This is a genomic window from Halobaculum sp. EA56 (assembly GCF_051195075.1).
Lineage (GTDB): Archaea > Halobacteriota > Halobacteria > Halobacteriales > Haloferacaceae > Halobaculum.
On record NZ_JBNTJX010000017.1, the window covers coordinates 25694 to 48635 of the forward strand.

The 22942-nt window shown below is 57.5% G+C and carries 21 protein-coding genes and 3 pseudogenes; 12 read left to right on the plus strand and 12 right to left on the minus strand.

Going from position 1 to position 22942, the window contains the following annotated elements; translation table 11 throughout:
- Position 1: 1 nt before the first annotated feature.
- Together sufB and ACQUQ1_RS18785 are read right to left on the minus strand one after the other, a co-directional pair.
- Positions 2-1432 carry a Fe-S cluster assembly protein SufB gene (sufB, locus tag ACQUQ1_RS18780; protein WP_435065760.1) on the minus strand — a complete coding sequence of 477 codons (1431 nt, stop codon included), beginning with the start codon at positions 1430-1432 and terminating at the stop codon, positions 2-4.
- A gap of 16 nt (positions 1433-1448) precedes the next feature.
- Entirely contained in the window at positions 1449-1727 is a 279-nt protein-coding gene (locus ACQUQ1_RS18785; RefSeq protein WP_435065762.1) for a hypothetical protein, read from the minus strand.
- A 146-nt stretch (positions 1728-1873) separates the two neighbouring features.
- On the opposite strand from ACQUQ1_RS18785, the gene ACQUQ1_RS18790 reads away from it, so the two are divergent.
- The 3 genes from ACQUQ1_RS18790 (at position 1874) to ACQUQ1_RS18800 (ending at position 4616) form a co-directional block, all read left to right on the plus strand.
- Entirely contained in the window at positions 1874-3226 is a 1353-nt protein-coding gene (locus ACQUQ1_RS18790; RefSeq protein WP_435065764.1) for an MmgE/PrpD family protein, read from the plus strand.
- 99 nt (positions 3227-3325) lie between these two features.
- Positions 3326-4165, plus strand: a complete 840-nt coding sequence (locus tag ACQUQ1_RS18795) for a phosphosulfolactate synthase (protein ID WP_435065765.1) — start codon at positions 3326-3328, stop codon at positions 4163-4165.
- Positions 4166-4241: 76 nt separating this feature from the next.
- Complete coding sequence (locus tag ACQUQ1_RS18800) at positions 4242-4616, plus strand: CGCGG family putative rSAM-modified RiPP protein (protein ID WP_435065767.1); 375 nt, start codon at positions 4242-4244, stop codon at positions 4614-4616.
- On the opposite strand, the gene ACQUQ1_RS18805 is transcribed toward ACQUQ1_RS18800, so the two are convergent.
- Positions 4497-5318 carry an IS5 family transposase gene (locus ACQUQ1_RS18805; RefSeq protein ID WP_435065768.1) on the minus strand — a complete coding sequence of 274 codons (822 nt, stop codon included), beginning with the start codon at positions 5316-5318 and terminating at the stop codon, positions 4497-4499. The genes ACQUQ1_RS18800 and ACQUQ1_RS18805 overlap by 120 nt on opposite strands.
- A gap of 272 nt (positions 5319-5590) precedes the next feature.
- Here ACQUQ1_RS18805 and ACQUQ1_RS18810 point away from each other — a divergent pair, with 272 nt between their 5' ends.
- Positions 5591-6214, plus strand: coding sequence for a hypothetical protein (locus tag ACQUQ1_RS18810; protein WP_435065770.1), 624 nt, complete (start codon positions 5591-5593; stop codon positions 6212-6214).
- A gap of 181 nt (positions 6215-6395) precedes the next feature.
- On the opposite strand, the gene ACQUQ1_RS18815 is transcribed toward ACQUQ1_RS18810, so the two are convergent.
- Positions 6396-7298 (minus strand): succinate dehydrogenase/fumarate reductase iron-sulfur subunit, encoded by a 903-nt coding sequence (locus tag ACQUQ1_RS18815; protein WP_435065772.1) that lies wholly within the window; start codon positions 7296-7298, stop codon positions 6396-6398.
- Positions 7299-7565: 267 nt separating this feature from the next.
- The gene (locus ACQUQ1_RS18820; RefSeq protein WP_435065773.1) at positions 7566-8183 is read right to left on the minus strand and encodes a carboxymuconolactone decarboxylase family protein; all 618 of its coding nucleotides are present in this window, start codon (positions 8181-8183) and stop codon (positions 7566-7568) included.
- Positions 8184-8400: 217 nt separating this feature from the next.
- On the opposite strand from ACQUQ1_RS18820, the gene ACQUQ1_RS18825 reads away from it, so the two are divergent.
- Complete coding sequence (locus ACQUQ1_RS18825; protein WP_435065775.1) at positions 8401-9066, plus strand: helix-turn-helix domain-containing protein; 666 nt, start codon at positions 8401-8403, stop codon at positions 9064-9066.
- 4 nt (positions 9067-9070) lie between these two features.
- On the opposite strand, the gene fer is transcribed toward ACQUQ1_RS18825, so the two are convergent.
- On the minus strand, positions 9071-9460 hold the full coding sequence (gene fer / locus ACQUQ1_RS18830; RefSeq protein ID WP_435065777.1) for a ferredoxin Fer: 390 nt from the start codon (positions 9458-9460) through the stop codon (positions 9071-9073).
- Between the two features lie 325 nt (positions 9461-9785).
- Here fer and ACQUQ1_RS18835 point away from each other — a divergent pair, with 325 nt between their 5' ends.
- A complete protein-coding gene (locus tag ACQUQ1_RS18835; RefSeq protein WP_435065778.1) occupies positions 9786-10115 on the plus strand; it encodes an antibiotic biosynthesis monooxygenase family protein in 330 nt (109 codons plus the stop codon).
- A gap of 755 nt (positions 10116-10870) precedes the next feature.
- On the opposite strand, the pseudogene ACQUQ1_RS18840 reads toward ACQUQ1_RS18835, so the two are convergent.
- Positions 10871-11212 (minus strand): annotated as a pseudogene (locus ACQUQ1_RS18840) (ISNCY family transposase); the annotation flags it as partial.
- Between the two features lie 368 nt (positions 11213-11580).
- Here ACQUQ1_RS18840 and ACQUQ1_RS18845 point away from each other — a divergent pair.
- The 3 genes from ACQUQ1_RS18845 (at position 11581) to ACQUQ1_RS18855 (ending at position 14485) form a co-directional block, all read left to right on the plus strand.
- Complete coding sequence (locus ACQUQ1_RS18845) at positions 11581-12156, plus strand: ArsR family transcriptional regulator (protein WP_435065780.1); 576 nt, start codon at positions 11581-11583, stop codon at positions 12154-12156.
- Between the two features lie 65 nt (positions 12157-12221).
- Positions 12222-13994 carry an Nramp family divalent metal transporter gene (locus ACQUQ1_RS18850; protein WP_435065782.1) on the plus strand — a complete coding sequence of 591 codons (1773 nt, stop codon included), beginning with the start codon at positions 12222-12224 and terminating at the stop codon, positions 13992-13994.
- Entirely contained in the window at positions 13991-14485 is a 495-nt protein-coding gene (locus tag ACQUQ1_RS18855) for a hypothetical protein (RefSeq protein ID WP_435065783.1), read from the plus strand. Before ACQUQ1_RS18850 ends, ACQUQ1_RS18855 begins: the two co-directional genes overlap by 4 nt.
- A gap of 93 nt (positions 14486-14578) precedes the next feature.
- Here the strand turns inward: ACQUQ1_RS18855 and ACQUQ1_RS18860 are convergent, their stop codons facing one another.
- The 3 genes from ACQUQ1_RS18860 to ACQUQ1_RS18870 all read right to left on the minus strand — a co-directional run bounded on the left by ACQUQ1_RS18860 (position 14579) and on the right by ACQUQ1_RS18870 (position 19244).
- Complete coding sequence (locus tag ACQUQ1_RS18860) at positions 14579-16780, minus strand: LUD domain-containing protein (protein WP_435065785.1); 2202 nt, start codon at positions 16778-16780, stop codon at positions 14579-14581.
- On the minus strand, positions 16777-17286 hold the full coding sequence (locus ACQUQ1_RS18865; protein ID WP_435065787.1) for an LUD domain-containing protein: 510 nt from the start codon (positions 17284-17286) through the stop codon (positions 16777-16779). Before ACQUQ1_RS18865 ends, ACQUQ1_RS18860 begins: the two co-directional genes overlap by 4 nt.
- A gap of 215 nt (positions 17287-17501) precedes the next feature.
- Positions 17502-19244 carry an L-lactate permease gene (locus ACQUQ1_RS18870; RefSeq protein WP_435065788.1) on the minus strand — a complete coding sequence of 581 codons (1743 nt, stop codon included), beginning with the start codon at positions 19242-19244 and terminating at the stop codon, positions 17502-17504.
- A gap of 610 nt (positions 19245-19854) precedes the next feature.
- Between ACQUQ1_RS18870 and ACQUQ1_RS18875 the strand changes: the two are divergent.
- From ACQUQ1_RS18875 to ACQUQ1_RS18885, 3 genes and pseudogenes are all read left to right on the plus strand, one after another.
- Positions 19855-20157 (plus strand): annotated as a pseudogene (locus ACQUQ1_RS18875) (CRISPR-associated endonuclease Cas1); the annotation flags it as partial.
- Complete coding sequence (cas2, locus tag ACQUQ1_RS18880; RefSeq protein ID WP_435065790.1) at positions 20154-20426, plus strand: CRISPR-associated endonuclease Cas2; 273 nt, start codon at positions 20154-20156, stop codon at positions 20424-20426. The pseudogene ACQUQ1_RS18875 and the gene cas2, both read left to right, overlap by 4 nt.
- Before the next feature lie 153 nt (positions 20427-20579).
- Positions 20580-20777: pseudogene (locus tag ACQUQ1_RS18885) on the plus strand (hypothetical protein); the annotation flags it as partial.
- A gap of 183 nt (positions 20778-20960) precedes the next feature.
- Here ACQUQ1_RS18885 and ACQUQ1_RS18890 read toward each other — a convergent pair.
- Positions 20961-21173: a KTSC domain-containing protein gene (locus ACQUQ1_RS18890; protein WP_435065792.1), complete on the minus strand. Its 213-nt coding sequence runs from the start codon at positions 21171-21173 to the stop codon at positions 20961-20963.
- Positions 21170-22885 carry a HesA/MoeB/ThiF family protein gene (locus ACQUQ1_RS18895; RefSeq protein WP_435065794.1) on the minus strand — a complete coding sequence of 572 codons (1716 nt, stop codon included), beginning with the start codon at positions 22883-22885 and terminating at the stop codon, positions 21170-21172. Before ACQUQ1_RS18895 ends, ACQUQ1_RS18890 begins: the two co-directional genes overlap by 4 nt.
- Between the last annotated feature and the right edge of the window lie 57 nt (positions 22886-22942).

Below are 22942 nucleotides of genomic sequence, written 5' to 3' on the forward strand. Positions count from 1 at the left end.
CTCACCCGAGGCTTCCGTCCATTTCGAGTTCAATTAGCCGATTGAGTTCAACCGCGTACTCGATCGGCAGTTCCTCCGTGAGTGGCTCAATGAACCCGGCGACGATCATCTGCTTCGCGTCCTCTGCATCGAGGCCTCTGTTCTGGAGGTAAAAGATATCCTCATCGCCGATCTTCCCGACAGTGGCCTCGTGAGCAACGTCGACAGTATCCTCTCGAATCTCCATGTACGGCATCGTATCCGATGTCGATTCGGCATCGAACATCAGCGCGTCACACTCGACGCTCGTCGAAGAGTTCTCGGCCCCGTCTGCGATATGGACCAGCCCGCGGTAGTTCGTGCGGCCGCCATCCTTCGCGATGGATTTGGACTCGATGGTGGAGTGGGTGTCAGGCGCGGTGTGATACACCTTTGCGCCGGTGTCGATGTTCTGCCTTTCACCAGCGAAGGCGATGGTGACGTGGTTGTCCGTCGCCCCCGGACCCTTGAGTATCGACGCGGGGTAGAGCATCGTCGCTTTTGACCCCATCGAGCCTGAGATCCATTCCATGGTTCCGTCGGCTTCGACGATAGCACGTTTTGTATTCAGGTTGTAGGTATTTTTCGACCAGTTTTGTACAGTAGAGTACTGGACGTGAGCTCCCTCCTTGACAAACACCTCAACACAGCCACTGTGAAGATTGTGGCTACCGTAATGCGGTGCAGAACAGCCCTCAATAAGGTGCACCTCCGAATCGGGTTCTGCGATGATGATCTTGTGCTCGAACTGACCCATCCCCTCAGCGTTCATCCGGAAGTACGCCTGGAGGGGCATCTCGACGGTGACGCCCTCGGGAACGTAGACGAACGATCCGCCAGACCAGACGGCGCCGTGGAGGGCTGCAAACTTGTTGTCGCTCGGCGGGACACACGTGGTCATGAAGTGCTCGCGGACGAGTTCGGGATATTCTTGAACGGCTGTGTCCGTATCACAGAAGATGACGCCTTTCTCCTGGAGCTGGTCTTTCATGTTCTGGTAGACGACCTCAGATTCGTACTGGGCGCCCGCTCCGGAGAGGGCCTTCTTTTCTGCTTCCGGAATTCCGAGTCTATCGAAGGTATCTTGGATGTCTTTGGGAAGGTCATCCCACGAGTCGACGCTGTCTTCCGGCTCAACATCTGGCCGTAGGTACGGGACGATCTCGTCGATATCGACTTCAGAGAGGTCAGGTTGCCCTGGCCAGTCCATCGGCATCGGCATCTGCTCGAATTGTTCGAGCGCACTCAACCGCCGTTCGAGCATCCAGTCGGGTTCGTCTTTCTGCTCTGAGATGAGTCGAACCGTCTCTTCCGTGAGCCCCGTCTTTGACTTGAACTCAGCCAACACGTCGTTCTTGAAATTGAAGTCCGTCCCTGTGCCGGTCCGGTTGAGATGATCGTGTTCGTGGCTCATACTTGGTGAACGGCGGTTAATTCGGGTGTTCTTCCATGAACTCGTGTGCGATCTCCCGAGCGGTCTGGAGGTCCTCAACGAGACCCAACTCGCCGTACTCCGGATCGGTAACATGAATCAGATAGCCCCATCCTCCGAAACTGTTTGGCTCCTGTACATCGTTGATTATCACCTTCCGCCCAGTTGGAGAGTGGACAAAGGCGACGGTTGTGTATTCGCGGTCCATGAACGAGTCGAAGTTAGACCGGTCGAGTGTTTGTTCCCACCCGTCGGGGAGCACTACTGATTCTGGCATACTAGGCAGTCAGGTGCGTATGTCAGTGAACTACGTGGCGGATATATTAGCGATAATCATCATTAGGGGAATCCATTCTATCGGTAAAAGCTCGGGACCCCGTATTCGGGCAAACCCGTATCCGTGAACCACTGCTATACCCAGGTATGGCAACCACAGAAGAACTCGCTGAATTCGTCACAGATGTCTCCTACAGGGAGTTTTCGGAGACGACGTGCGAAGAACTGAAAAAGCGGGTACTCGATTCGGTCGGCATCGGTATCAATGCACTCGGACACGATCCAGTCGACACTGTCCACCAAACCGTTCAGCACGCAAACCCCGGTGATAACTGTACGCTGTGGGGTCGTAATGAAACGGCGTCACCAGTCGGTGCCGCGATGCACAACACAGCGTTGACCCGCTATCTCGATTTTATGGATTCGTTTCTTGCGCCCGGAGAAACGCCCCATCCCAGCGACAACATCGGTGCGGTCATCGCTACAGCTGAATCCGTCGACGCCTCTGGTATGGAATTGTTAGAAGGGGTGGGGGTCGCCTACGAGGTACAGGGTGAGCTTGCATGGAACGCCCCGGTCCGTGACAATGGCTGGGACCACGTGACCCATACCGTCATCTCGGCGACGTGTGGTGTCGCCAAGCTTCTTGATCTCGACGTTGAGACGACCCGAGACGCAATCGGGATCGCTGGGACCGCGCACAACGCCCTTCGCGTGACGCGTACCGGCGGCATCAACGAGTGGAAAGGTATCGCATCGGCCAATGCAGCCCGGAACGCCGTGTACGCCGCCCTCCTCGCCAAAGATGGGATGGAGGGGCCGAAAAACCTCTTCGAGGGACAAAAAGGCTGGAAGCAGGTGATCAGTGGCGAATTCGACGTCGAGTTGGATCCCGGTTGTACGCGGGTTCACGACGTTATGACCAAGCGGTACGTCGCAGAGACGTACGCCCAATCAGCCGTCGAAGGGATCATCGAACTGGCCGAACAGGAGGACATTGACGGATCCGACGTCGAAGCCGTCCACCTGGACACGTTCGCCGGTGCAAAACTCATCATCGGCGGTGGCGAGGGGGATCGCCACGAAGTTGAGACGAAGGCTCAGGCGGACCATTCGCTGCCATATATGCTGGCGGCCGCACTACTGGACCGGAAGATGGGCAATGCTCAGTACGATCCCGAGCGGATCGGTCGCGACGATGTCCAGCGATTACTCCGCCGAGTCACCGTCGAAGAGGACGAGGAGTTCACCGAGCGCTTCGAGGCCGGGGAAATGCCTGCCCGCGTAACGATCGAACTCGAGGAAGGGACCACGCACGTCGTCGAAAAAGACGCTTTCGAGGGGCATCCTACCAACTCGATGGACTGGGCCCAAATTGAGGAAAAGTTTCACAAAACCGCAGGCATGCAGTTCGATGACGAGCGGCGACAGAGTATTATCGATGTCGTCGCGAATCTAGAGTCTCACGGAGTCGACGAGTTGGTGGGTTGTTTGGAATGATGTAGAGCGATCCCTCAGTCGACTCAACCCCCATTAAGACGAGATGGAGGGATTCGGCCGCGATGCTAAGTGATTCGCGAATCAATCTCTCTCTGTATTATGGTAGACCGCACGTTCGAGTTCCTGCACCACAACGAGAGGGAAGATAAACCGCGAGAGAAGGGAATCACGGAGATACGTGGGCCGTACTATGATCCGATGGGGCCGCGCGAGCTCCGGGATATCCTAGAGACGATGGGGCAGTACGTCGACATCTACAAGTTCAGTGGCGGCTCGTTCGCGCTGATGCCAGAGGAGGCCGTCACCGAACTTATCGACATCTGCCACGAATACGATGTCAAGGTCTCGACCGGTGGATACGTCGAAAACGTCCTCGTCCGTGACAACGATAAGGTTGAGCAGTACTTCGAGGAGGCCGAACGCTTGGGGTTCGATATCGTCGAACTTTCGAGTGGATTCCTCGCGATCGGGACTGACGATATGGTTCGGATGACCGAAGTCGTAGCGAACGACTACGAGATCGAACCAAAACCCGAGATCAACGTCCAGTTCGGTGCCGGCGGGGCGACCGATCCGGAAATTCTCGAAGAGCAGGGACAGATGAGTCCCGAACAGGCTATCGAGGAGGGGCAGCGCCATCTCGACGCAGGTGCAAATCTGTTGATGGTCGAAGCCGAAGGAATCACGGAAGAAGTCACAGAGTGGCGGACTGATGTCGCCTACCAGATCGCTAACGAACTTGGGATCGAGAATCTCGTGTTCGAAGCTCCTGGTCCGGAAATGTTCGAATGGTACATCAAGAACTTCGGACCAGAGGTGAACCTGTTCGTCGACAATTCCCAAATCGTCGAATTAGAATGTATGCGCTCCGGGCTGTGGGGGAAGGCGACGACGTGGGGCCGTACCACCACATGGAAACGCGACGACGGGTCGAAATGATTCACCCCCACTCGGGGGTAGAACAGCTTCCGCAACCGAAACCGTATACGTGTAGCAGCCGTAGTAGTAAGTGAAAATGTCAAGCACCCCTCACGATCACGACCATGACGCTGAACCAGTTACCGACCGCGTCCACGACAATTCCTGGTCTGCCAACCTCGAAAAGCCGGAACATGGGAAGGATCGCGAATTGATTCTTCAACAAGCAATCGACGCCGTCGAACACACAGCTGATGGCAACCACGTCAATTTGGTAACTCACGAAAACCACGGCCATCCGTCAGAGTATCTCTTCCCTGGGCTCTGTAGTTTCGGTACACGGCGGTTGATTTCACGGGTATCGGACGCTCCGGCGGAGGTTGTAGACGGTCGCTTTCAGCAGCATTTCACGGAACTCAAGCCACCAGCTTCGCGCACGCACGGCTACGCCGAGCGTGCGCTTGATGCTTGAGAAGACAGTCTCGTTCATCGAGCGACGATTGTACCGATCACGGTCCATGCGGGCGTTGTGAGCGTGATCGAGCGGGTTCATGATTCTGTGCTTAATCAGCGGTCTGATGCCGTTGTCACGGAGTTCGTCGCGGAATGCTTTCGCGTCGTAGCCTCGGTCGGCAGCGAGGCTTCGCAGGTCGCCCGCGTTCCGGCGGGCGACCTGCGGACCGATCTTCGAGTCGTGTTTCTTGCTCGTTGTGGAGTGGATGTCGGTGATGTACAGCGTTTCGACATCCACCAAGGCGGTGACTTTCAGCGCCCGAACGCGGTAGTGCGTGCGGTTGGCGTAGTGGCGGCTGGGCTGGTCGCGATCGAAGCCGGTTGAGTCGATGGCGGCGTGGCCAGTGCGTTTCTCGGCTGAGGCGCCGAGAAACGCACGCCACGTCTTGGTCGGAATCCGTGCAAACCACGTGCGGAGGACGGTGTAGTGAGGAAGCCGCGTCAGGCCAATCTCGTCGAGGACGCCGGGCATCTCGCTGAGCAAATCCACCGCAACGCGGTAGGATTTGCCCAGCTCGATCCGGAGTGCATGGAGCGTGAGCATCGCCCACTCGGCGAACCCGCCACCCCCTTCGGGGTCGGCGGGTTCGTCCGGGTTAGCGACAACTGATTTAGCCTTCGCCACCGTAACACGAGTGAAGAGACGGATTTCGGATGTCAAACCAATCCGTCTCTTCGCTTTCTACGGAGATAACGCGTTCGTAGCCCTCGCGTCTAGCGAAACTACAGAGCCCTTCCCTGTACTCGAAGACGAATTCGCTGACAGGGAGATTAACTGGGAGTATATCGAACAGTGTGGCTGTGGCGGCTACGTCGTCCGTGTTCACGTATAGCCTCTCGGAAGCCGTGGTAGCGTAATCGGTATCTCGGTTCTTTGTTTTCACGAATATCTCCGGCGACAAGGGTACTTAGGATGACGACAAACCGATATCTATGCCTGGTTTCCCATCCCCATTCGGCAAGGACGACGACTCGCTGTTCGATAGCTACGATGAGTTCGTTCCGGATCACAACCCGATGCCCGACAGATTTCTCGAAGGACATGACGTGCTAGCAGGAAGTAACCATATCGCGTTCCATCGCCTGACACGGGAGTTGTTCGAAGAACGGAAAGTCTACGATATGACGTTCAACTATAATCTCGCGCGACTGAACCTCGACACTCGACACAAGAATGCTGGATATCGGTACGCTGTTGAAGACCGGGATACTGAGGACGCTATCGACGATGAGAGTGTAGATCGTGTTCTCCGTGCGGAGTTCACCCCGACGACACCGTTCTGCCCGCAAACCCACACGCTGACGATCGGCTCGTTTCGGGCGTGGAACGGCCTCTCTGAGCGCCACGAGTATGACCTCGTTCGAGTCCGGCCGTCACCGATGCACCATCAGAGCGAGGCGATTAGCGACCAACTCGCGGAACTCGAACAGACGTATCTCGAGACCGGTGACGTGACAGCTGAGCCTGAAGACAGCGCCGAAGTCGGGTCGAACCCGATGGAACGAGCCATGCAAAACGAGGGAGCCAGTCGCGGATCGCCGGATGCTCCGTTCTGAATCGGATCTATGTCCGTCAAGCTCGAATGTGAATCGTGTGGTCACCGCCACAAAATGGGAGACCGCATTTTCGATCCAGATGCAAAACGAATGACTTGCCCCAAGGGGGGTGCGTATCCGTTTACGGTTGATCGAGGGGATCTCACGTGGCACCCCTCGAAAGACGAGTGAACAGCCGCATTCAGTCCTCCCAGAAGCGGATGTTTCGTTTTACGGCTTCTCGTTTCATCTCTTGGATGTGCTCGGTCACGGGGATATCCTTCGGGCAGACTTCCGTACAGGAGAACTGCGTTTGACACCGCCAGACGCCGTGTTCCTGACCCAAGATATCTAAACGCCGTTCTTGGGCCTCTTCACCCTCTCGTTCATCCATGTAGAATCGGTAGCCTTTCACGATCGGCGCAGGCCCGAGATAATACTGATCACCTTGTACGATATTACATGAAGACATACAGGCGCCACACCAGATACAGCGGCTCGCCTTCTTGATTTTCTCACGATTCTCTCGGGATTGACGTTGCTCTTCAAGTTCTCCATCTGGTAACTCATCAGGCTGAAAGTATGGTTCGACGGCGTACATCTGCTCATAGAAATCCCCCATATCAGTCACGAGATCCTTGATGACTGGCTGGTGGGGTAGCGGTTCGATCCGTATTGGTTCGTCGAGATCATCGATTTGAGTCTGACATCCGAGGCGTTGCTGGCCGTCGATGAAGAGTGCGTCCGATCCACAGACCGCCTGTCGACAAGAGTGGCGAAACGTGAGTGAGGAATCGTATTGATCGCGTGCATAAATTAACGCATCCAGAACGGTCATTCCCCGATGAAACGGGACATAGAAATCATCGAATCGCGGCTCTTCTTTCCCCTCTACCTCCGGGTCGTACCGGAAAACTTTCAGATGTACATTCTGACCGTCTGATTCACTATCATTCGGACGGTTACGCGCATTTTTCGTTCGTTGGATAGATACGGTGTCCGTTCCGCCACGGTCCCTCTGTGTCTCATTTCCCTCCTGCTTCACCCCCTCGTCCCCAGAGTCAGGCTTCTTAACGTGTTGAGGTTTGGAATCTTCGGTGCTCATAGGTTCATATATACGGAATCTCGAAAGGTAATGGTTAGGCCGAACTAATCCGATTTCCACGCTTTAGCAGATGGCAGTTTGAACTCTTTTGTCCGTGTTACAGGAGATGCCTCTCCGCAACATCTGTGCCATTTCAGCAGATGTAGATCCTCGTATCTGCCACACGGTGAAGCGCATCCAAATCGGTGACGCCTCCTTGACCAATCAATCAAAGCGGATAGACTGCACCACACCCCGAAAACCGTGTCACACGTTCAGCGAAGAATCTCAAGTATCGGAATCTTCCATTTCATCAAGTGCGATAGTCGCATGAGCATAGGCACCGCCGGTCTGCATCTCGACGGCAACCCAGATAGCTTCCATAAGTTCTTCGTCAGTCGCTCCCAAATCCCGAGCACATTCCATCTGCTCGGAAATACAAGATTTAGATCGGGTTGCGTGGGCAACGGTGACTGCCAGCAGTCGTTTCTGCCGTTCCGATAGGATGCCGTCGTCGAACGCCCGATCGGTGAACGCTTGGAAAGCGTCTGAAGCATCCGGCGCCAGTGCGGCACGGTCCTCTTCCGATAGGCCCTCGAATGTCTGGTCTGCGTGCGTGTGGATGCTATCGGCTCGGAGGGTGGCTGCGACCCAAATCGTTTCCATGATCTCTTCACGAGTAGCTCCCGCATCTTGGGCGCCCTGGGTGTGCCCCCGAATGCAATACGGACATTGGGTCACGTGTCCCGCGGCGACGGCCATCAACTGCTTCGTCTTTTCCGACAAGGCCCCTTCGGCGAACACTTCCTCACTGAACTCCCGGAACGCGGTATTGACCTTCGGTGCGAGTGTCGATCGTTCTTGATGCGTCTGGCGAGTTGCGGGTGGAAACATACGGTCAGGCATAACAGGTATTAATAGATCATCAGCCCGGATATACGTTCTTGGGAATATCTTTCTGCCTCAGCGGATTTACAGTTAGGTCTTCGAAGACATCACTTCAATCCGACCCGAATATATTCACACCAACATATTTTTAGGAGTGCCTAAAAAACATAGTACCAGGTAGTTCGAAGTGGCCCGGTTGACGGATGACCGAGCAACCCAACCACAACCCCCGACTATGCCCCACGCACAACTCACGCTCACGATTCCGGATTCAGTCTGGATCAGCGAGGTGTCCCGCTCCCATCCCAACACGCGATTTCGTGTGCTTGCAGCCACTGCGAACATGGCGACCGGTGTCGCTCGGATTGAAATACTCGGCAATAACTCTGAAGCCGTCTGTGACGAGTTCCGGGAGTACGACGCGGTGACCAATCTGACGATCTTCGAAGCTGATTCTGAGATGACCCGGGTCCAAGTCGAAACGACAGTTCCACTGTTGCTAACCTCCTTACAGGACGCCGGGGTTCCCCTCGAGATGCCCTTCGAGGTCAAGGATGGCAAGATGGCACTTGAGGTGACGATCCCACAGGAGACGCTCTCGGACCTCGGGGAGACCCTCGACGAATTCGGTATCCAGTATACTGTTGAACGAATCCAGCAAGAAATCGACTCAGATTCATCACTCTTGACCGAGCGACAGCAGTGGTTGCTCGATGAAGCAATCGAACGCGGCTACTACGATACGCCACGGCGTACGACCCTCGTCGACCTCGCCGAAGAACTGGATATCGCCAAATCGACCTGTAGCGAGATCCTCCATCGTGCGGAGGAACGGGTACTGAAAGAAAACAGGAGTGACGACCGAGATATTCCATCCGGCATCATAGCCACATCCGACTAACCGTTCACATAATTCTATCTTGAAGATAATCAAGCTGTTTGGCGTTGTAGATTAGTCGGATATAATCGCTTGCCGGACGCCCAACACAGGTCAATCGTATTTCTTTCTCTTGGATCTCCTCATCTGAAAGAGCCTGATCCCCATCCATCTCAATGTCGCCCGAGATGAGCACTGCTGCACAGTTCGAACAGATCCCATCTCGACAGGAGAACGGCCACTCCTGGCCGTCACTCTCTGCGGATTCGAGGATATACTGTCCTTGAGGGACGTCAATAAATCCGTAGTCCTCTTCAGGAAGGTCCATCCCGGCAGCCCGCTCGAAATTCTCCTCGTCGTACAGGTCCCAGCCCCGGTCGTCGATAACTTCGTAGTTGAGATATTCAACGATGGGCATACGGAACGGTATACCCCGTCCCAAGGTAGAGATTCGTACGAACGTCTTGGCGAACGTATTTTTGATGTGGGATCAAGCCATGCGAGGCGATCTATTCGAGGAGCCCTGCTCAATGTGAGATAGTAGCCACTACCAGACTATGTGACGGACCGATTTCCTAGAAAGATACTCGGATCGAACTCCGGTGAATGTCACCTGTTCATTTGCGTTGTCCCACTTGCCTTCGATAGGGATGAGAGAGGACCTGACTCGTAAGTAGTCCCACGAATATATTCGGGTGCAGTTTTCTACCTGGAGACGACCATCCATCCATAGTGACCTCGCTATGATCGTCGTCTCAAACCGAGTGCAAGTCCCTGAAGATCGAGTAGAGACGTTCATCGAAAGATTACGCACAAGTCATGGTATCGAAGAACAACCGGGGTTCCAGGGACTGAAGCTCCTGTCTCCAGTCGATGCTGAGGGGCATATTACGATGACCTTCTGGGACTCACGTGAGGATTATGAGGCTTGGCGTGAGGGAACTGCGTTCGAACGAGCCCATGACGATTCGTCAGCTGATCAGGCCTTCGAAAGACCGAACGAAGTCGAGATTCACGAAGTAATCGTGCAGCGAGAACCGACAGACAACACAACGGAGTCCCATACGGACTGATCCAGTCCTTTCCGAACAAATGGCCGTATCAGGGAGTATTAGCCGATGGACACGCCGCTTTGCGATTGGAAGTGCACTCTCCATGGTCGGCCTTCAGCTTGCGTTTCTGTTCGATTCCCCGTTCCACGTCGTGGCTATCGTGGGGCTGTTCGGAGCTGTGCTCCCGATGGTGTTTGGGATGGCGTATCTCTTGCTTCCGTCCTACGTCGGTCGAACACTCTCGACACAGAGCTGTGTTGAATCGCTGTAAGGCGGTAGATTTTACCGTTTCATGGAGGTTTGATAGGGACTAGTGAAGCTGAGGTCGGTTAGATCGATTCATCATGCATAGCCACCTACGAAACTTAGACTGTCGATATATATTTCGAGCCCAGTAATGCATGAGCAATCGACCCGCCTGACTTCAGGTTCGACAGTAACATCCCAGCTTTACAAAATGTGGCTGCTCCGAGACGACTACCAGCCTTGCCGTTTGCGAATCGGTCGTCCAGGAATTGAGGAGAGAATACCTCGAAGGTGGCGTGCGGTTGGTCAACCCGGATCTGACTGTCCGTCAGCGAGACGTTCAACGCGATCAGAATCTCCAAGGGAGCGTTGGCATAGTTGCCTTGCTCAATATCGACCTCTTCGGCAGTCAGCCCACGAGCAGCGCATGAATCTACACCCCAGTAGCCGAAATCCGACCTATAAGCAAACAGGTGGTTTGTAGAAATCCAAATGCCGAACCTGTTGAACCTCCCACATTTTTGGCGTGCTTATAAGCCTACAAACAAGCGCGTACGAACAGTCTTCGCCGTGATCACTGGCCGCGACCGAATCGGCTCGTCGAGCGCGACCTTAATTAGATAGTCCGTCACCCGCCACAGGTTGTAGATCAGCGTCGACAGCGCGAAGTTGCAGAACCGAAGTCGGTAGTCCGTCGACGACGTCTTTGGCATGAGCTTCTTGATCGATTTGTACTGATTCTCGATGTCCCACCGCTGATTGTACCCGTTCACGATATTCCTGATCTCCTCTAGCTCGACATGGTCTTGGTTTGTCACGAACACCGCGAACTTTCCGTCGGCATCGTCGCTCGTACTCGGCGCATAGAGAAACAGTTAGCCCCATAAAATGGTCTTGGAGAGGGTCGCCTCGAATAAGCACTCGCTCATGGGTCCAGTTGGAAGTAATCAGGGCGGTAGTTCCAGTCGGTATCCTTTTGATTAGACCGGTTTCAGCACGCCCGAGGGTTTCTATTGAGGTTCGATAGCCTCCAATCGGGGCGGACGCTACTCCGAACGTACGGCTCTGTCTCTCCACGACTTGTGAAGTCCGTGAGGAGGTGGACAGAGTAGTGCTATGACTCCCAAAGAATCACCCCAACCTAGTCAGGGTTTACTCGAATCTGAATCCTTAGACCGATACGAATACCGTACGACTACATAGGCAAAAACACATTACACATGAGTGTAACACGGTATATATGGGTAACACGACGGACAGTACCATGGCTGGGGAGTCCACTTCCGGCCAAGAGTTCCCACTGGAGTCCGTTCTGTCCGTCTTTGAGGGTCGAACCGATCAAGCCCGGCCACTAACGGCCAACGACGTAATGGAGGAGCTGGGCTGTTCCCGACGGACGGCGCACAACAAGCTCAACGCTCTCGTCAAGCGGAACACGCTCGCTACCCGGAAGGTCGGGGCACGCGGACGGGTATGGTGGGTGCCCCTGACCGGCATCACCCGCGATGACTCTGCGAAGGAGCACGAGACATACAGGGACCCGGAAGTCAATACGGGTATCGCGGACGCCGAACTCCCAGGATCCGGCGAGACACTCGAAAAGCGGCGCGGGGCGCTCAGAGCCGCGTATGACTATCTCAGCCGGAATCCCAACGCAACCGAGTCGGAGTTTCTCGTTGAGGTATTCCCGGAACACCCCGCCGGATACAAGACCGCAGATAAGTGGTGGGAGGCGATCGAGCCAGCGCTGAGAGAACTGCCGAACGTCGACGTGAACGAGGACCGTGAACACGTCTGGCACTACGTGGGAGGATGAGATAGATGGTCGAATACCGGGCGATAGAGACCCAAACAACAGCTTCGAGGCGGAGAAACTGATCAATGAGTAGGGACCGAGAACGGACGAAACGTGAGGCTGAGACAGTGTCGGAGGACACGGTTGAGACGAACGGACCAGCGCCGTCAGATGTCTATGAATCGCGTGACGAACATCGCTATCCCACGTCAGAGTATACGCCAGTCGCATACGACAACCTAGAGGTGTCGCCGGCGACCGACGCCCATCCCGATTCGGGGACCGGTGGCAGATTCAGGACGCTCGACCTGCCGAAGGTCCCGAAACTCAAGTACGTCGTCGGACCAAGCGCGATCATGCTCGGAGCCTCGCTGGGGAGCGGCGAGACGCTGTTCTGGCCGCAACTAGTTGCCCGCTATGGCTGGTCGCTGTACTGGCTTTTCCTCGTCGGCGTCCTCGCACAGTTCGTCGTTAACACGGAGATACAGCGCTGGACGCTAGCCACAGGCGAGAGCGTCTTTCGTGCGATGGAACGACTCCACCCCCTCGTTCCGTTTGGTTTCTTGCTCGGAGGGTTCGCAAGCTTGGGCTGGCCCGGCTGGGCTGCCAGTGCGGCCAAGGTCGGTGCCGCGAGTCTAGAACTGGGAGCCATCGCCTTTGCTGGCTTCGAGCTCGCTGGGTGGCGTGTACTGGGAATCGTACTGATGGTGTTTGTTTGGCTCACCTATCAACTGACACCGCTGATGTACAACGTCGTCGAGCGACTCCAGATACTGCTGGTCGGGCTGTCGATCGCGTTCGCACTCGTGCTGTTCGCGCTTATCGGCTCGTCTGCGGAGCTTGCTCGCCTCCCCGGCGAACTGGCCGAGTTCGGTCAACAACCGCGGGTCGGGACGATCGCGATCTTGCTCGGCGGACTCGCGTTCGCGGGTGCTGGCGGATATCTGAATCTCTCACAGAGCCTCTGGGTCCGCGAGAAGGGGTACGGGATGGGGCGCTACCAGGGCCGTATCAAGAACCCCTTCGCCGGTGACGACCCCGAGACGGTCCACGAGAACGGCTTCTCCTTCCCGCCGACGGCAGTGAATCTCGAACGGTGGCGCGGGTGGTGGCGGGTCACGCAACTCGAACACCTGCTGACGTTCGTCGCTGGGCTCGTGCTCGCGACGACTGCGTTAGTCGCAATCGCTGTGACCCATGCGCCCGGAACGACCCGAACCGCGGTTGACATGTGGCTAGTCGATATCGCTCCGTCGGTCGGGCCAGTAGCCGCTTGGGTCATCTATGCGACGCTCTTCCTGGCGCTGTTCACCACGGAGTACGCCATCGTCGAGTCGTTCGTCCGCAACAGCTCCGACATTATCTATGAACTGTACGGTCGGGACATCGGCTGGCAGCTCCCGGAGCTGTTCTGGGGACTGTTAACCGCGTTTTGTGCGTGGGGTATCCTCATCCTTCTGCTCCCCGTCAATATCGGTGCATTCAGCATTCTCGTCATCGGGGCCGCGATGTCCGGACTTCTCATGTGGCCCTACATCGTTGTCGTCCAGTACATAAACGCCGTCAGGCTCCCCGAACACGTAATGCCGGGGTGGGGACGAGTCATCGCAATGTGGTTTGCGGCTGGCTTTTTCGGTTACTTCAGCGTCCTATTGGTGGGGACGTTCTTCAGCACGAATCTCGGAATCTCGGTGTTCGCCGTTGAGATGGCTATCCTTGGAAGCAGCCCTGGTGGTTATTTGCTGTGGGCAGGATACGTCGTCGTGCAGGCCTTTCTCGTCTATCGAGTCACAGTGGCGAAACTCGCAAGCGAGGGGACCGTTGCCGATTCTGAGGCTGGACAAGGGTGGTTTCCGTGAGCGGCGAGGCAGCGACCGATGATGTTTTTGTCCATCTCCACTTCGCCATGCGCGGGGCGTACCCACTTCGGCTGCTCGACTGCCTGTTCTGCGAGATGCGCGCGCTGGTCGTCGAGTACGACTATATCACCGGTGTAGGGCTCGTCGGCGGGACGCCGGCGCGCCGTGCCACCGAGTTCGCGGAGGCGGTCCGAGACGGCGGCTTGCCGGCGGCCCTGGACGCCGCTGAACGGATAATCGAGATACCGTACAGTGACCTGACGAACATCCGAATCTACGACGGAGGATGGCTCGGCCGGGAGAAAATCGTCTTCAGACACACCGCTGGATCGTCGGTAACCGCCCGCGTCCACGCAGCGATTGATCCAGCGGCGTTCATCGACGCGCTTCGGCCGGTGGTGGAGCCGCATAGCGTGACGGTGCAGCTGGTCAGCGGAATGGGGTTACGTGACGCACTGCCGATCGTCGGCCGGAGCGGGCGGCGGAACTGATACGACCTGTCGTCGGCCACTTCCGGGATGACCGCTTGGCCGTCACAGAACACAGCGACAACAGGTCATGCGAACCAATAGCGTTCGACGTTATCACATATCGTCGCTACTCGGTGCGATCAGTTCGATCGGGTGTTTCGACGGGCGGGCGAGCAGGTCGTCGAGCTGTTCGAGACACGAGGTACCGCTGGCTACGACAGTCCGGTCGGTCGCGTTCGACGCGCGGAACTGGTCGGCCAACTCTTCGCCGACGGCCATACTCACGTCGTAGTACTCCTGCTTGTAGCCGAAACTCCCGGCCATCCCACAACACTCCACGTCGGAGGTGAGGACGTCGAACCCGAGCTGGTCCAGTATGTACTCCGTGTACTGCTCGACACCCAGTGTCCGCTGCTGACAGTGGCTGTGGTAGGCGACGCGCTCACCCTCGCCGTCCCGAAGTGTGTCGATGTCTGCGCCGTTCTCCAGACAGCCGTAGACGTATTCGAACACTTCGTAACTGTTGTTCGCAAGCGTCCGGTACTGCTCCTCGTTGAGCAGTTTTTCGTACTCACGCTGGAACAGAGCGTGGTCACTGGGCTCGATGACCACCACATCCCGTCCTGCCTCGACGTGCGGGACGAGTGCGTCGGCGACCGCTTCGGCTCGCTCGCGGGCGGTCGATATCATACCCTGAGAGAGAGGTGCGCGGCCAGACCCACCCACGTCAGGGACGCGGACGGTGACGTTGAGGGCTTCGAGTGCGCGGACGGTGGCCTTCCCGCGTTCGACGTGCACGTAATTGGTGTAGAGGTCCGGGAAGAGAACGACCTCTCGCTCCGGGTCCGCTGGCCCCTGTCGGCCGGTGACCCATGCACGGAACGTCTCCCGCTGGAACGCCGGCAGGTCCCGCCGCCGGTCGACGCCAAGTAGGCGTTCCATAACCAGCCGTGACGACACGGTGTTGGCCAGCCAGTTCGACAGCGGTGCGGTGGCGCTTCCGAGGCGGGCGAGCGTCCCGAAGTTGCCGAACAGCCGCTTCTGTGGATCCAGCCCGGACGGCTCCTCGTCGGGTACCAGTCCATCGACGAGCCAGTCCAATTCGCCGTCCTTGCCGCGATTGATGCGGTCGCGGACAACCGTGTTTATCCACGGGATATCTATCTCGACCGGACAGGCGGGCACACATCGCGAACAGCCGGTGCAGAGGTCGTTGAACTCGGCGGCGGTGTCGAGTCCCTCGACGCCAGCCTCCCAGCCAGTCGCGATTCCACCGGAGTACGTCTCGCCGCCGAAGACGTGGCCGCCGACCTGCTGGAAGTTGGCACAGGAGTTCGAACAGGCCGAACAGCGAATACAGTACAGCGTCTCCCGTAAGTCATCGTCCTCGCGCATCGCCATCCGGCCGTTGTCGATGAGTACGAGGTGAAACTCGCGGTCGTCTGGCGAGCCGAATTCGTCGGCTTCGAAGTCCATCGTCGGGGAATCGACCGGGGGCGTCAGTAGCGAGATGTAAGAGGTGATGTCTTGCCCGGTCCCCGAGCGACCGATGAGTTCGACGAACGGCTGGAGGTCTTCAACGGAGGGGACGACCTTCTCGACGCCTGCCACGGCGACATGGGTATCGGTGGCAGTGACGGTCTTACGGGCGTTGCCTTCGCTGGTGACCAGCGCTATCGTCCCGGTATCGGCTGTAATGAAATTCGCGCCCGTAACACCGACGTCGGCCGCGGCGATGTCCTCGGCCAGTTTCTCCCGGGCGAACATCGTCAGATCTTCAGCGGTTTCGGGTTGATCATCAGGATCGAACTGCTCGGTGAACAGGTCAGCGATGGCCTCCCGTGACTTGTGAATTGCCGGTGCGACGATATGGGAGGGAGCCTCGTTGGCCACCTGCAGGACCCACTCCCCAAGGTCTGTCTCGACGACCCGAGCGCCGGTCTCCGCGAGAGCGTCGTTGAGCTCAATCTCCTCGCTGGTCATCGACTTGCTCTTGACGACTGTCCCGGCGTTTCGGTCTTCAACGACCGAGCGGACATACCGGTTTGCATCGGCCGCGTTATCGGCTAAATATAATGTTCCACCGTTTTCCTCGACGGTTTCACGCAAGTCCTTGATGAGGGTCGGCAGTCGCTTGATGGCGTCTTCCTTGATATTTCGGGCCTCTGATTTCAGTTCCTCGTAGGATTCAAGCTTAGCTACGGAGTCGTACCGGCCCTGGTTGAACCCCTGCGTGTTCTCCGCGACGGCCTTGCCCTCCGTTTCGAGGATGTGTCTAATGTGCGATGCCTTCGTGTTGCGTGCATTCGCTGTCATTGGTTGACGATGATTACGTGGACCGACTTCGGCCCGTGGGCCCCGGTGACCAGTGCTCCCATGTCCGCCGTCGCGCTCGGCCCGGTGGCAATGATAGCGCTGGTCCTTTCCGTCCGAAGCTGATCTCCAAGGCGGTCGAATGCTGCCTCCATCCCAGGTACGATATCGCTCGCATCCAGTATCGCGACGTGCTCGTCGGCGAAGAGACTGACCGGTTCCATCCCTTTAGTCGTCGTTGGGATAACGATACTCCCGTACTCAGCGATGCCGAGCACGGCCTCCGTGACTCCCGTTGCCGCGGCTTCGAGGTCGGCCGGCGAGAACGACGTCGAAACGGTATCGGGGAGTCCGTAGGCGTCCGTCGAGGACTCGACGCCAACGGCGGGTTGAGAGACCACGTCCTCGACGACCGTCTCCACGTCTTCCGGGTCGGCGACGGTGTATTCTACGTCGTAGGCCGTGAGGCGGTCAAGAAACCGTTCTGGGATAGGACGCGTCTCAATCATCAGTATGTAGATAGATAGCCTTCGAGCCTACTATAGTTGATGCTCGCTGAGATGTGTGCGTAAATTTGCTGATTCGCGCACTCACGCGCTCTCCACCGCTATTACCGCCTCCACTCTGCCGGCGACTGCGTCGACGATATCTCCAACCAGCGAGTGCTGCTTCGCTAGCTGGCGTCGGATCGCTGACCAGGCCGCGGATGTCTCCGGACATCGTTTCAGAACGTTCCCGAGGCGATGACGTACGAGAACAGGAGCGCGAGTATGCCTGTCACGGTTGCGTAATATGCCAGCGGGATGAGTTCAAGCCGTATGACCCGGCCCTCTTCGCCCACGAGGCCGACGACCGCCAGCGCGGCTACCACGTTGTGGACCGCAATGAGATTCCCGATTGCGCCACCGACTGCCTGTGCGGCTACAAGGATAGTCCGTGAGATACCGAGGTCGGCCGCGACATTGTACTGGAACGTCCCGAACAAGATATCGCTGACCGTGTTCGATCCTGCGAGGAACGCGCCGAATGCGCCGACCAATGCCGCAAAGAATGGGTAGACGCCGCCCGCCGTGTCAGCGGTCGCTTCGGAGAGAACTACCAGCATACTGTCGATACCGGCACTCTCACCGGATTGAATCATTATCTGGACCGTCGCGACGGCGAACAGCAGCGCGACGACGGCAGGCGTGACCTTCTCGATGGTTTCTGTCCAAGCAGCGGTGATCTCCTCGCGGTCCATACCGTGTAGCGGAATCGTCAGCAGGTGGACGGCGACGAACACGGCGCCAGGTAGGTACAGCGCCGCGAAGTCGTTCGTGAGTCCAGTACCGAGGATATCCGGCCACTGTAACACAAGCGTCGAGGTAAGGAAGCTCTTTACCGGACCGATGACGCGGGTGACGACTAGTAGCGCCGCGAGCACCGCGTACGGTGTCCACGCACGGACAAGCGACATTGAGTGGCTGGCCGTGACTTGTCCGCCGTCGGCTGCGATCGTGGAGTCGCGGTCGGACATTTCTTCGTCGGCCGTAGTTGTCTCGCCCGGCTCGATATCGCCGACCCAGTGTTCGGGCCACTGGGATTCAGGGCCGAAGTCCCACTCCTCGTCGGGGTGGAAGTAGCCGGCCTTGAGCGCGCCGACAGTTGCGAGCATCCCGCCCATCGCTCCGAACAGGCCGGGGAACGTCGGACCGAGGAAGTAGGCGGTCAGCCAGTACGGCACTGCGAAGGATGCCCAGGCGAATAGGCACAGCGGGAGGACCTCCAGTGCCGGCTTGATCGAGCGTTCCTCGCCGAAGAACCGAGTCATCATCGCCACGCCGATGAACGGGAGTAACACCCCAACAATGACGTGATATGTTGCCGCCCAGACAGCGATCTGTGCGACCCATTCCGAAACGGTCATTCCCTGCTGTGCGACCGCGGACGAGATGGTGCTTGACGACCTAAAAACGTCTTCGAGACCGATGATGAGCGGCGTTCCAACGGCACCGAAGGTGATGGCCATTAGGTTCCCGGTCAGTGCGACCACTACGGCTGCCAGCGGCGGGAAACCGAGGCCGACGAGCAGTGGTCCAACGACGGCTGCCGGGGTGCCGAAGCCAGCGGCTGCTTCGATGAACGACCCCATCAGGAACACGAGCAGGACGACCTGGACGCGTCGGTCGTCACTGATCGAAGTGAACCCTCGGTTGATGACGTCGAACGCACCCGTTTGCTTGAGCGTGTACAGCACGAGAATTGCGCCAAACACGATATACAGGATGTTGACAGCTGTGATCGCCCCGTCGATGGACGCGGCGGCGATCCACCGTGGCGTCATGTTCCAGCTGAAATACCCGACGACAGCTGCGGTGACCCATGCGACTGGCATCGCCCGGGTCGCTGACCAGTACCGCCCGACCATCAGGAACGCGATGATCAGTAGCGGGAGTGCAGCTAGAATCAGCTGCCCAGCGCTTACCATCGAATACCACCTCCGGACCGTGACGATAGCGTTGTTCGTCTACTGTCCGACTGTCGATGTGACTGCCTGTGCGGCATAGTCGGGCCTGTTCCTACTCTATATTTATAATCATCGACCGTTCAGCACATGGGACGAGTTTAGCCGAGCGTTACAGACGAGATAGAACAGCTTCACATACCTGACTGAGCCAATTTTCTTGAATAATTTTGTGAAAAATGTGGCTGGGGACGAATGATGATAGTTCAGTTGTGTGTATCCCTTCTCTGTTGGTGCAGTTAACTGAAATACCTCAAAGGCGGGCCGACAAAACAGTACAGTTGAGTGCAATCCTGCGCATTCGGGCCTAAAACGCTCGAAATGACTTTATGATTGAATTCCGTGGACCGAGTGAGCCAAGAGCAACGAACAAATTACTATGAAATCACCTTTCTCGCGCGCGCTTGCTGTGGCGTCGCTGACCGAACGCTATGATCACCTGAGTGGTCTCGGTCACAGCACCGCCATACCAGTCGCCTTCTCTCCCCCTTACTCTCGGAGCCCATTTCGGGCCACCGTCGCAAGCGGTGGATGGCAGTCGGACGGTCTCTCGCCCGGAATCGGCGGCCGCTCACCGTCGCTCGCGCTCGACCTCCAAGAAGAGTTCCGGCCGCTGTTCTGTGACGCGTTCGTCACGCGCCTGATCAACCGCGGGACGATCACGCACGATCAGTTCGGAAACGATAACCGACTCACCGACGACGGCTTCCAAGCGTACTTGGACAAGTTCGACGGCTACATGGACGAAGAGTTGACACACCCGCACTTCGAGTACCGCGTGAGCCGTCGAAAAGCGATCCGACAGCAAGTGATCCTCCTGCGGAAAGCGATCACGGGTGAGCTTGACGACTACCACGCACTGGAGGTGTCGCGATGAGACTCGCAGTAACGTACGACGTCAGCGACGACACGAATCGTCGGCGCGTCTACCGGACGCTGGAACGATACGGGGCGTGGCGACAGTACAGCGTCTTCGAACTCGACGTGTCGAAGAGCGAGCGGGTCGAACTCGAAGACGAACTCGAAGGACACATCGAGCCGGCAGACGGAGATCGAGTCCGGCTGTATCGGCTCTGTGAAGCCTGCCAAGAGGCGACGACAGATCTCGGGACCGAACCACCGGACGAGCAATCGAACGTCATCTGACGTCGGTCTTCGTCGACCTTTTTCAAAGCCGTGTACAGCAGGGGTCCACGAGAGCGGGCCGCGCCGTCGTGGGTAGAGCAAGGTTTATGAACCGGCTTAATCAAAATTCACCCCCTGTCGCAGAGCGGTAGAAACCCAGAACGGGATTGAAAGGAGCTGGATATGCACTGGCGAGAAGCCCTGTCGAAGTACGCTGAGCAGCACGAATCCCACTGTACGGACTTCGCGCAGGCAGTTCTCGAACGAGCAGAACAGGACGATCTGCTCGACCGTCAACGACCAACGAAACAAGAGTTCATCACGTATCTGGAGGACGGACTCGTCGAACGGGACTTCAGAGAAATGTTTTGATCAGTCGCGAAGCTCGGCGACCGACTGACCGACCTCACGGACGTGTTCACTTCGCTCGAGGTCGAGTTCCTCGGCGAGGTAGTCAACCGTCTCTTCGAGACTCATATTGGAAGAAAGCCAGCCGAGCGATATAAATCTAGTGCTGAACGCTTCAGCGCAGGCAGGTTGTGATCAATCCAGCATCTACCGAATCCGAGAATATCGATAGCTGTCTTTGATTCGGCGATGGTGGTACTTCCCGTGAGAGGATGCCGCCATCAGTCCCTGATAGACCCTCTTCGGGACGTTGTAGTATTGATAGACTCGGCCACCGTGGAATTCAATTTCGAGAGTGTTCGAACTCTGATCGTAGCCGACACTTTTCAGGTTACTCGACGAAACGGGTGTTCGATTCATAGCTGTGGGATATAGCGGGCTACCGTGTTCCTGATACGAGCAAGCAGGCTATGCTCTTTGGACGGTTCATCACCTTCAGGTTCAGCCTTGTCCTCGGCTGGCTCTTCCTCGACGACAGCATCGAGACCCAGTTCTGCAACATTCCCCGTCTCGACAGTCGACGGCGTTGTCCGATACAGTCCTGTCTTCGCTATTGGAACGCCACGATCGCCGGCAGCTGTGAACGCTCCATTACAGAACTGGCAGTCGGGAGCAGCCTCTGCGTCGCTCACAAGGCGGTCAGACGTTGCGCTGTACGTGCCGGTTCGGAATCCGTGCCGGTCGGCGAGGAGTCCCGTGAGGAACCGGTGCAGCGCGAACGTCAACCGTTGTACCGGTTCCTGGTTGATGGTGATGACCGATGGTTGTTCTCCGGCAACGAGTTCAAGCCCGTACTCGAGATTGTCTTCGTCTTCGCCTTCAGCGTCAATTCGATCTTCGTTGATCGCGTCCAAACAGTCCAGACACGCCCGGTTCGCGCCGGACACCTGGAAGCTGGTCGCGATGCTTCGGAGTCCAGAGTCGTCGTCAACATCGATATCCGTGCCAGCGTTGAACAGGGGCCGAAGATACTGCAGGGCGGCCTCCGACACCAATCGACGTGACGTGGCGGTATCGGTGCCAGTAACAATCACGTCCGCAGCAACGACCTGCTCCAGCGCTTTCGGAGCCTGTACTTCCTCGTGGATGCCATGATAGTAGATCGACGGATCAATATCGGAGACAACGCGGCCCAGGACCTCCGCCTTGGGCGTTCCACATCCGTCGATGGCCTCGGCCCACGCAGCTGGGACGACACCATCCTCGTCGGGCGTCCGCTCGGGATCACCAGCATCGGCTGGTCGCGTACCGACGATTCGCGAGCGGTTGGATTCCTCCACGACGTCGGGATCAACGACCGTGATCGCGCCAACCCCGAGGTGAGCGAGCGTCTGGACGATCGGGGCACCGAGTCCACCAGCACCGACTACGGCGACGTGAGCGTCCCGTAGCCGAGTGTTACCGCCGGCTCCGTGGAGCAGCGCCTGCCGGTCGCGCATCTCGTCGCCGTCGTTTGAAACCGGAGGGAGTCGTGAATCCGTCGTCCGAATCCGCTCTAGTTCACGGTTGTGAATGACAACGAGTTCATCAATCGGCGACGCGGCGGCCGTGATCGGCTCATGCCTGATCGTTGGGACGTCCGAGAGCCACGCCCGGCCGGTCAGACCCCCTTGACCAAAGATGAGGCTTCCATGCGGACCAGCAGTTCGACCGGTCAGCGACGCCATATGGGCCGGCTCGTTCTCGTCATCGGTGCCCGAGTAGCACGGCTGGCTCGAACGGGGATGGCTATGGCACATCAGAAGCGCCATGTCGTCGAGATATCGATGGTCCGTCTCGCTCGTCCGCATCATCGACCGGATCGTCGTGTGATCGAATCGGACGATTCCGGTCGACTGATCGAGATATTCCTCCCGATCCAGCAGGTGAACCTCACGAATGAGATACTCGAAGACCCGCTGCCCACGATGAGTGTACTCCTGTGTACCGGCAACGAGATAGGCGGCATGCTCTTTCGGACACTTCTGCTCCGGACGCACGAGATGGTCGCGTAGCCGCTGGTAGTCGGAGCCTCGGATCCGAACCCGTATCCGGTCAGCGACCGGCCACTCGTGATCAGGGTCTTCTAGCACGGAGCGAAGCCAGTGAGATACCCGCGACTTGCTCCCCGTCGCTCGCTCTCGGCTGCC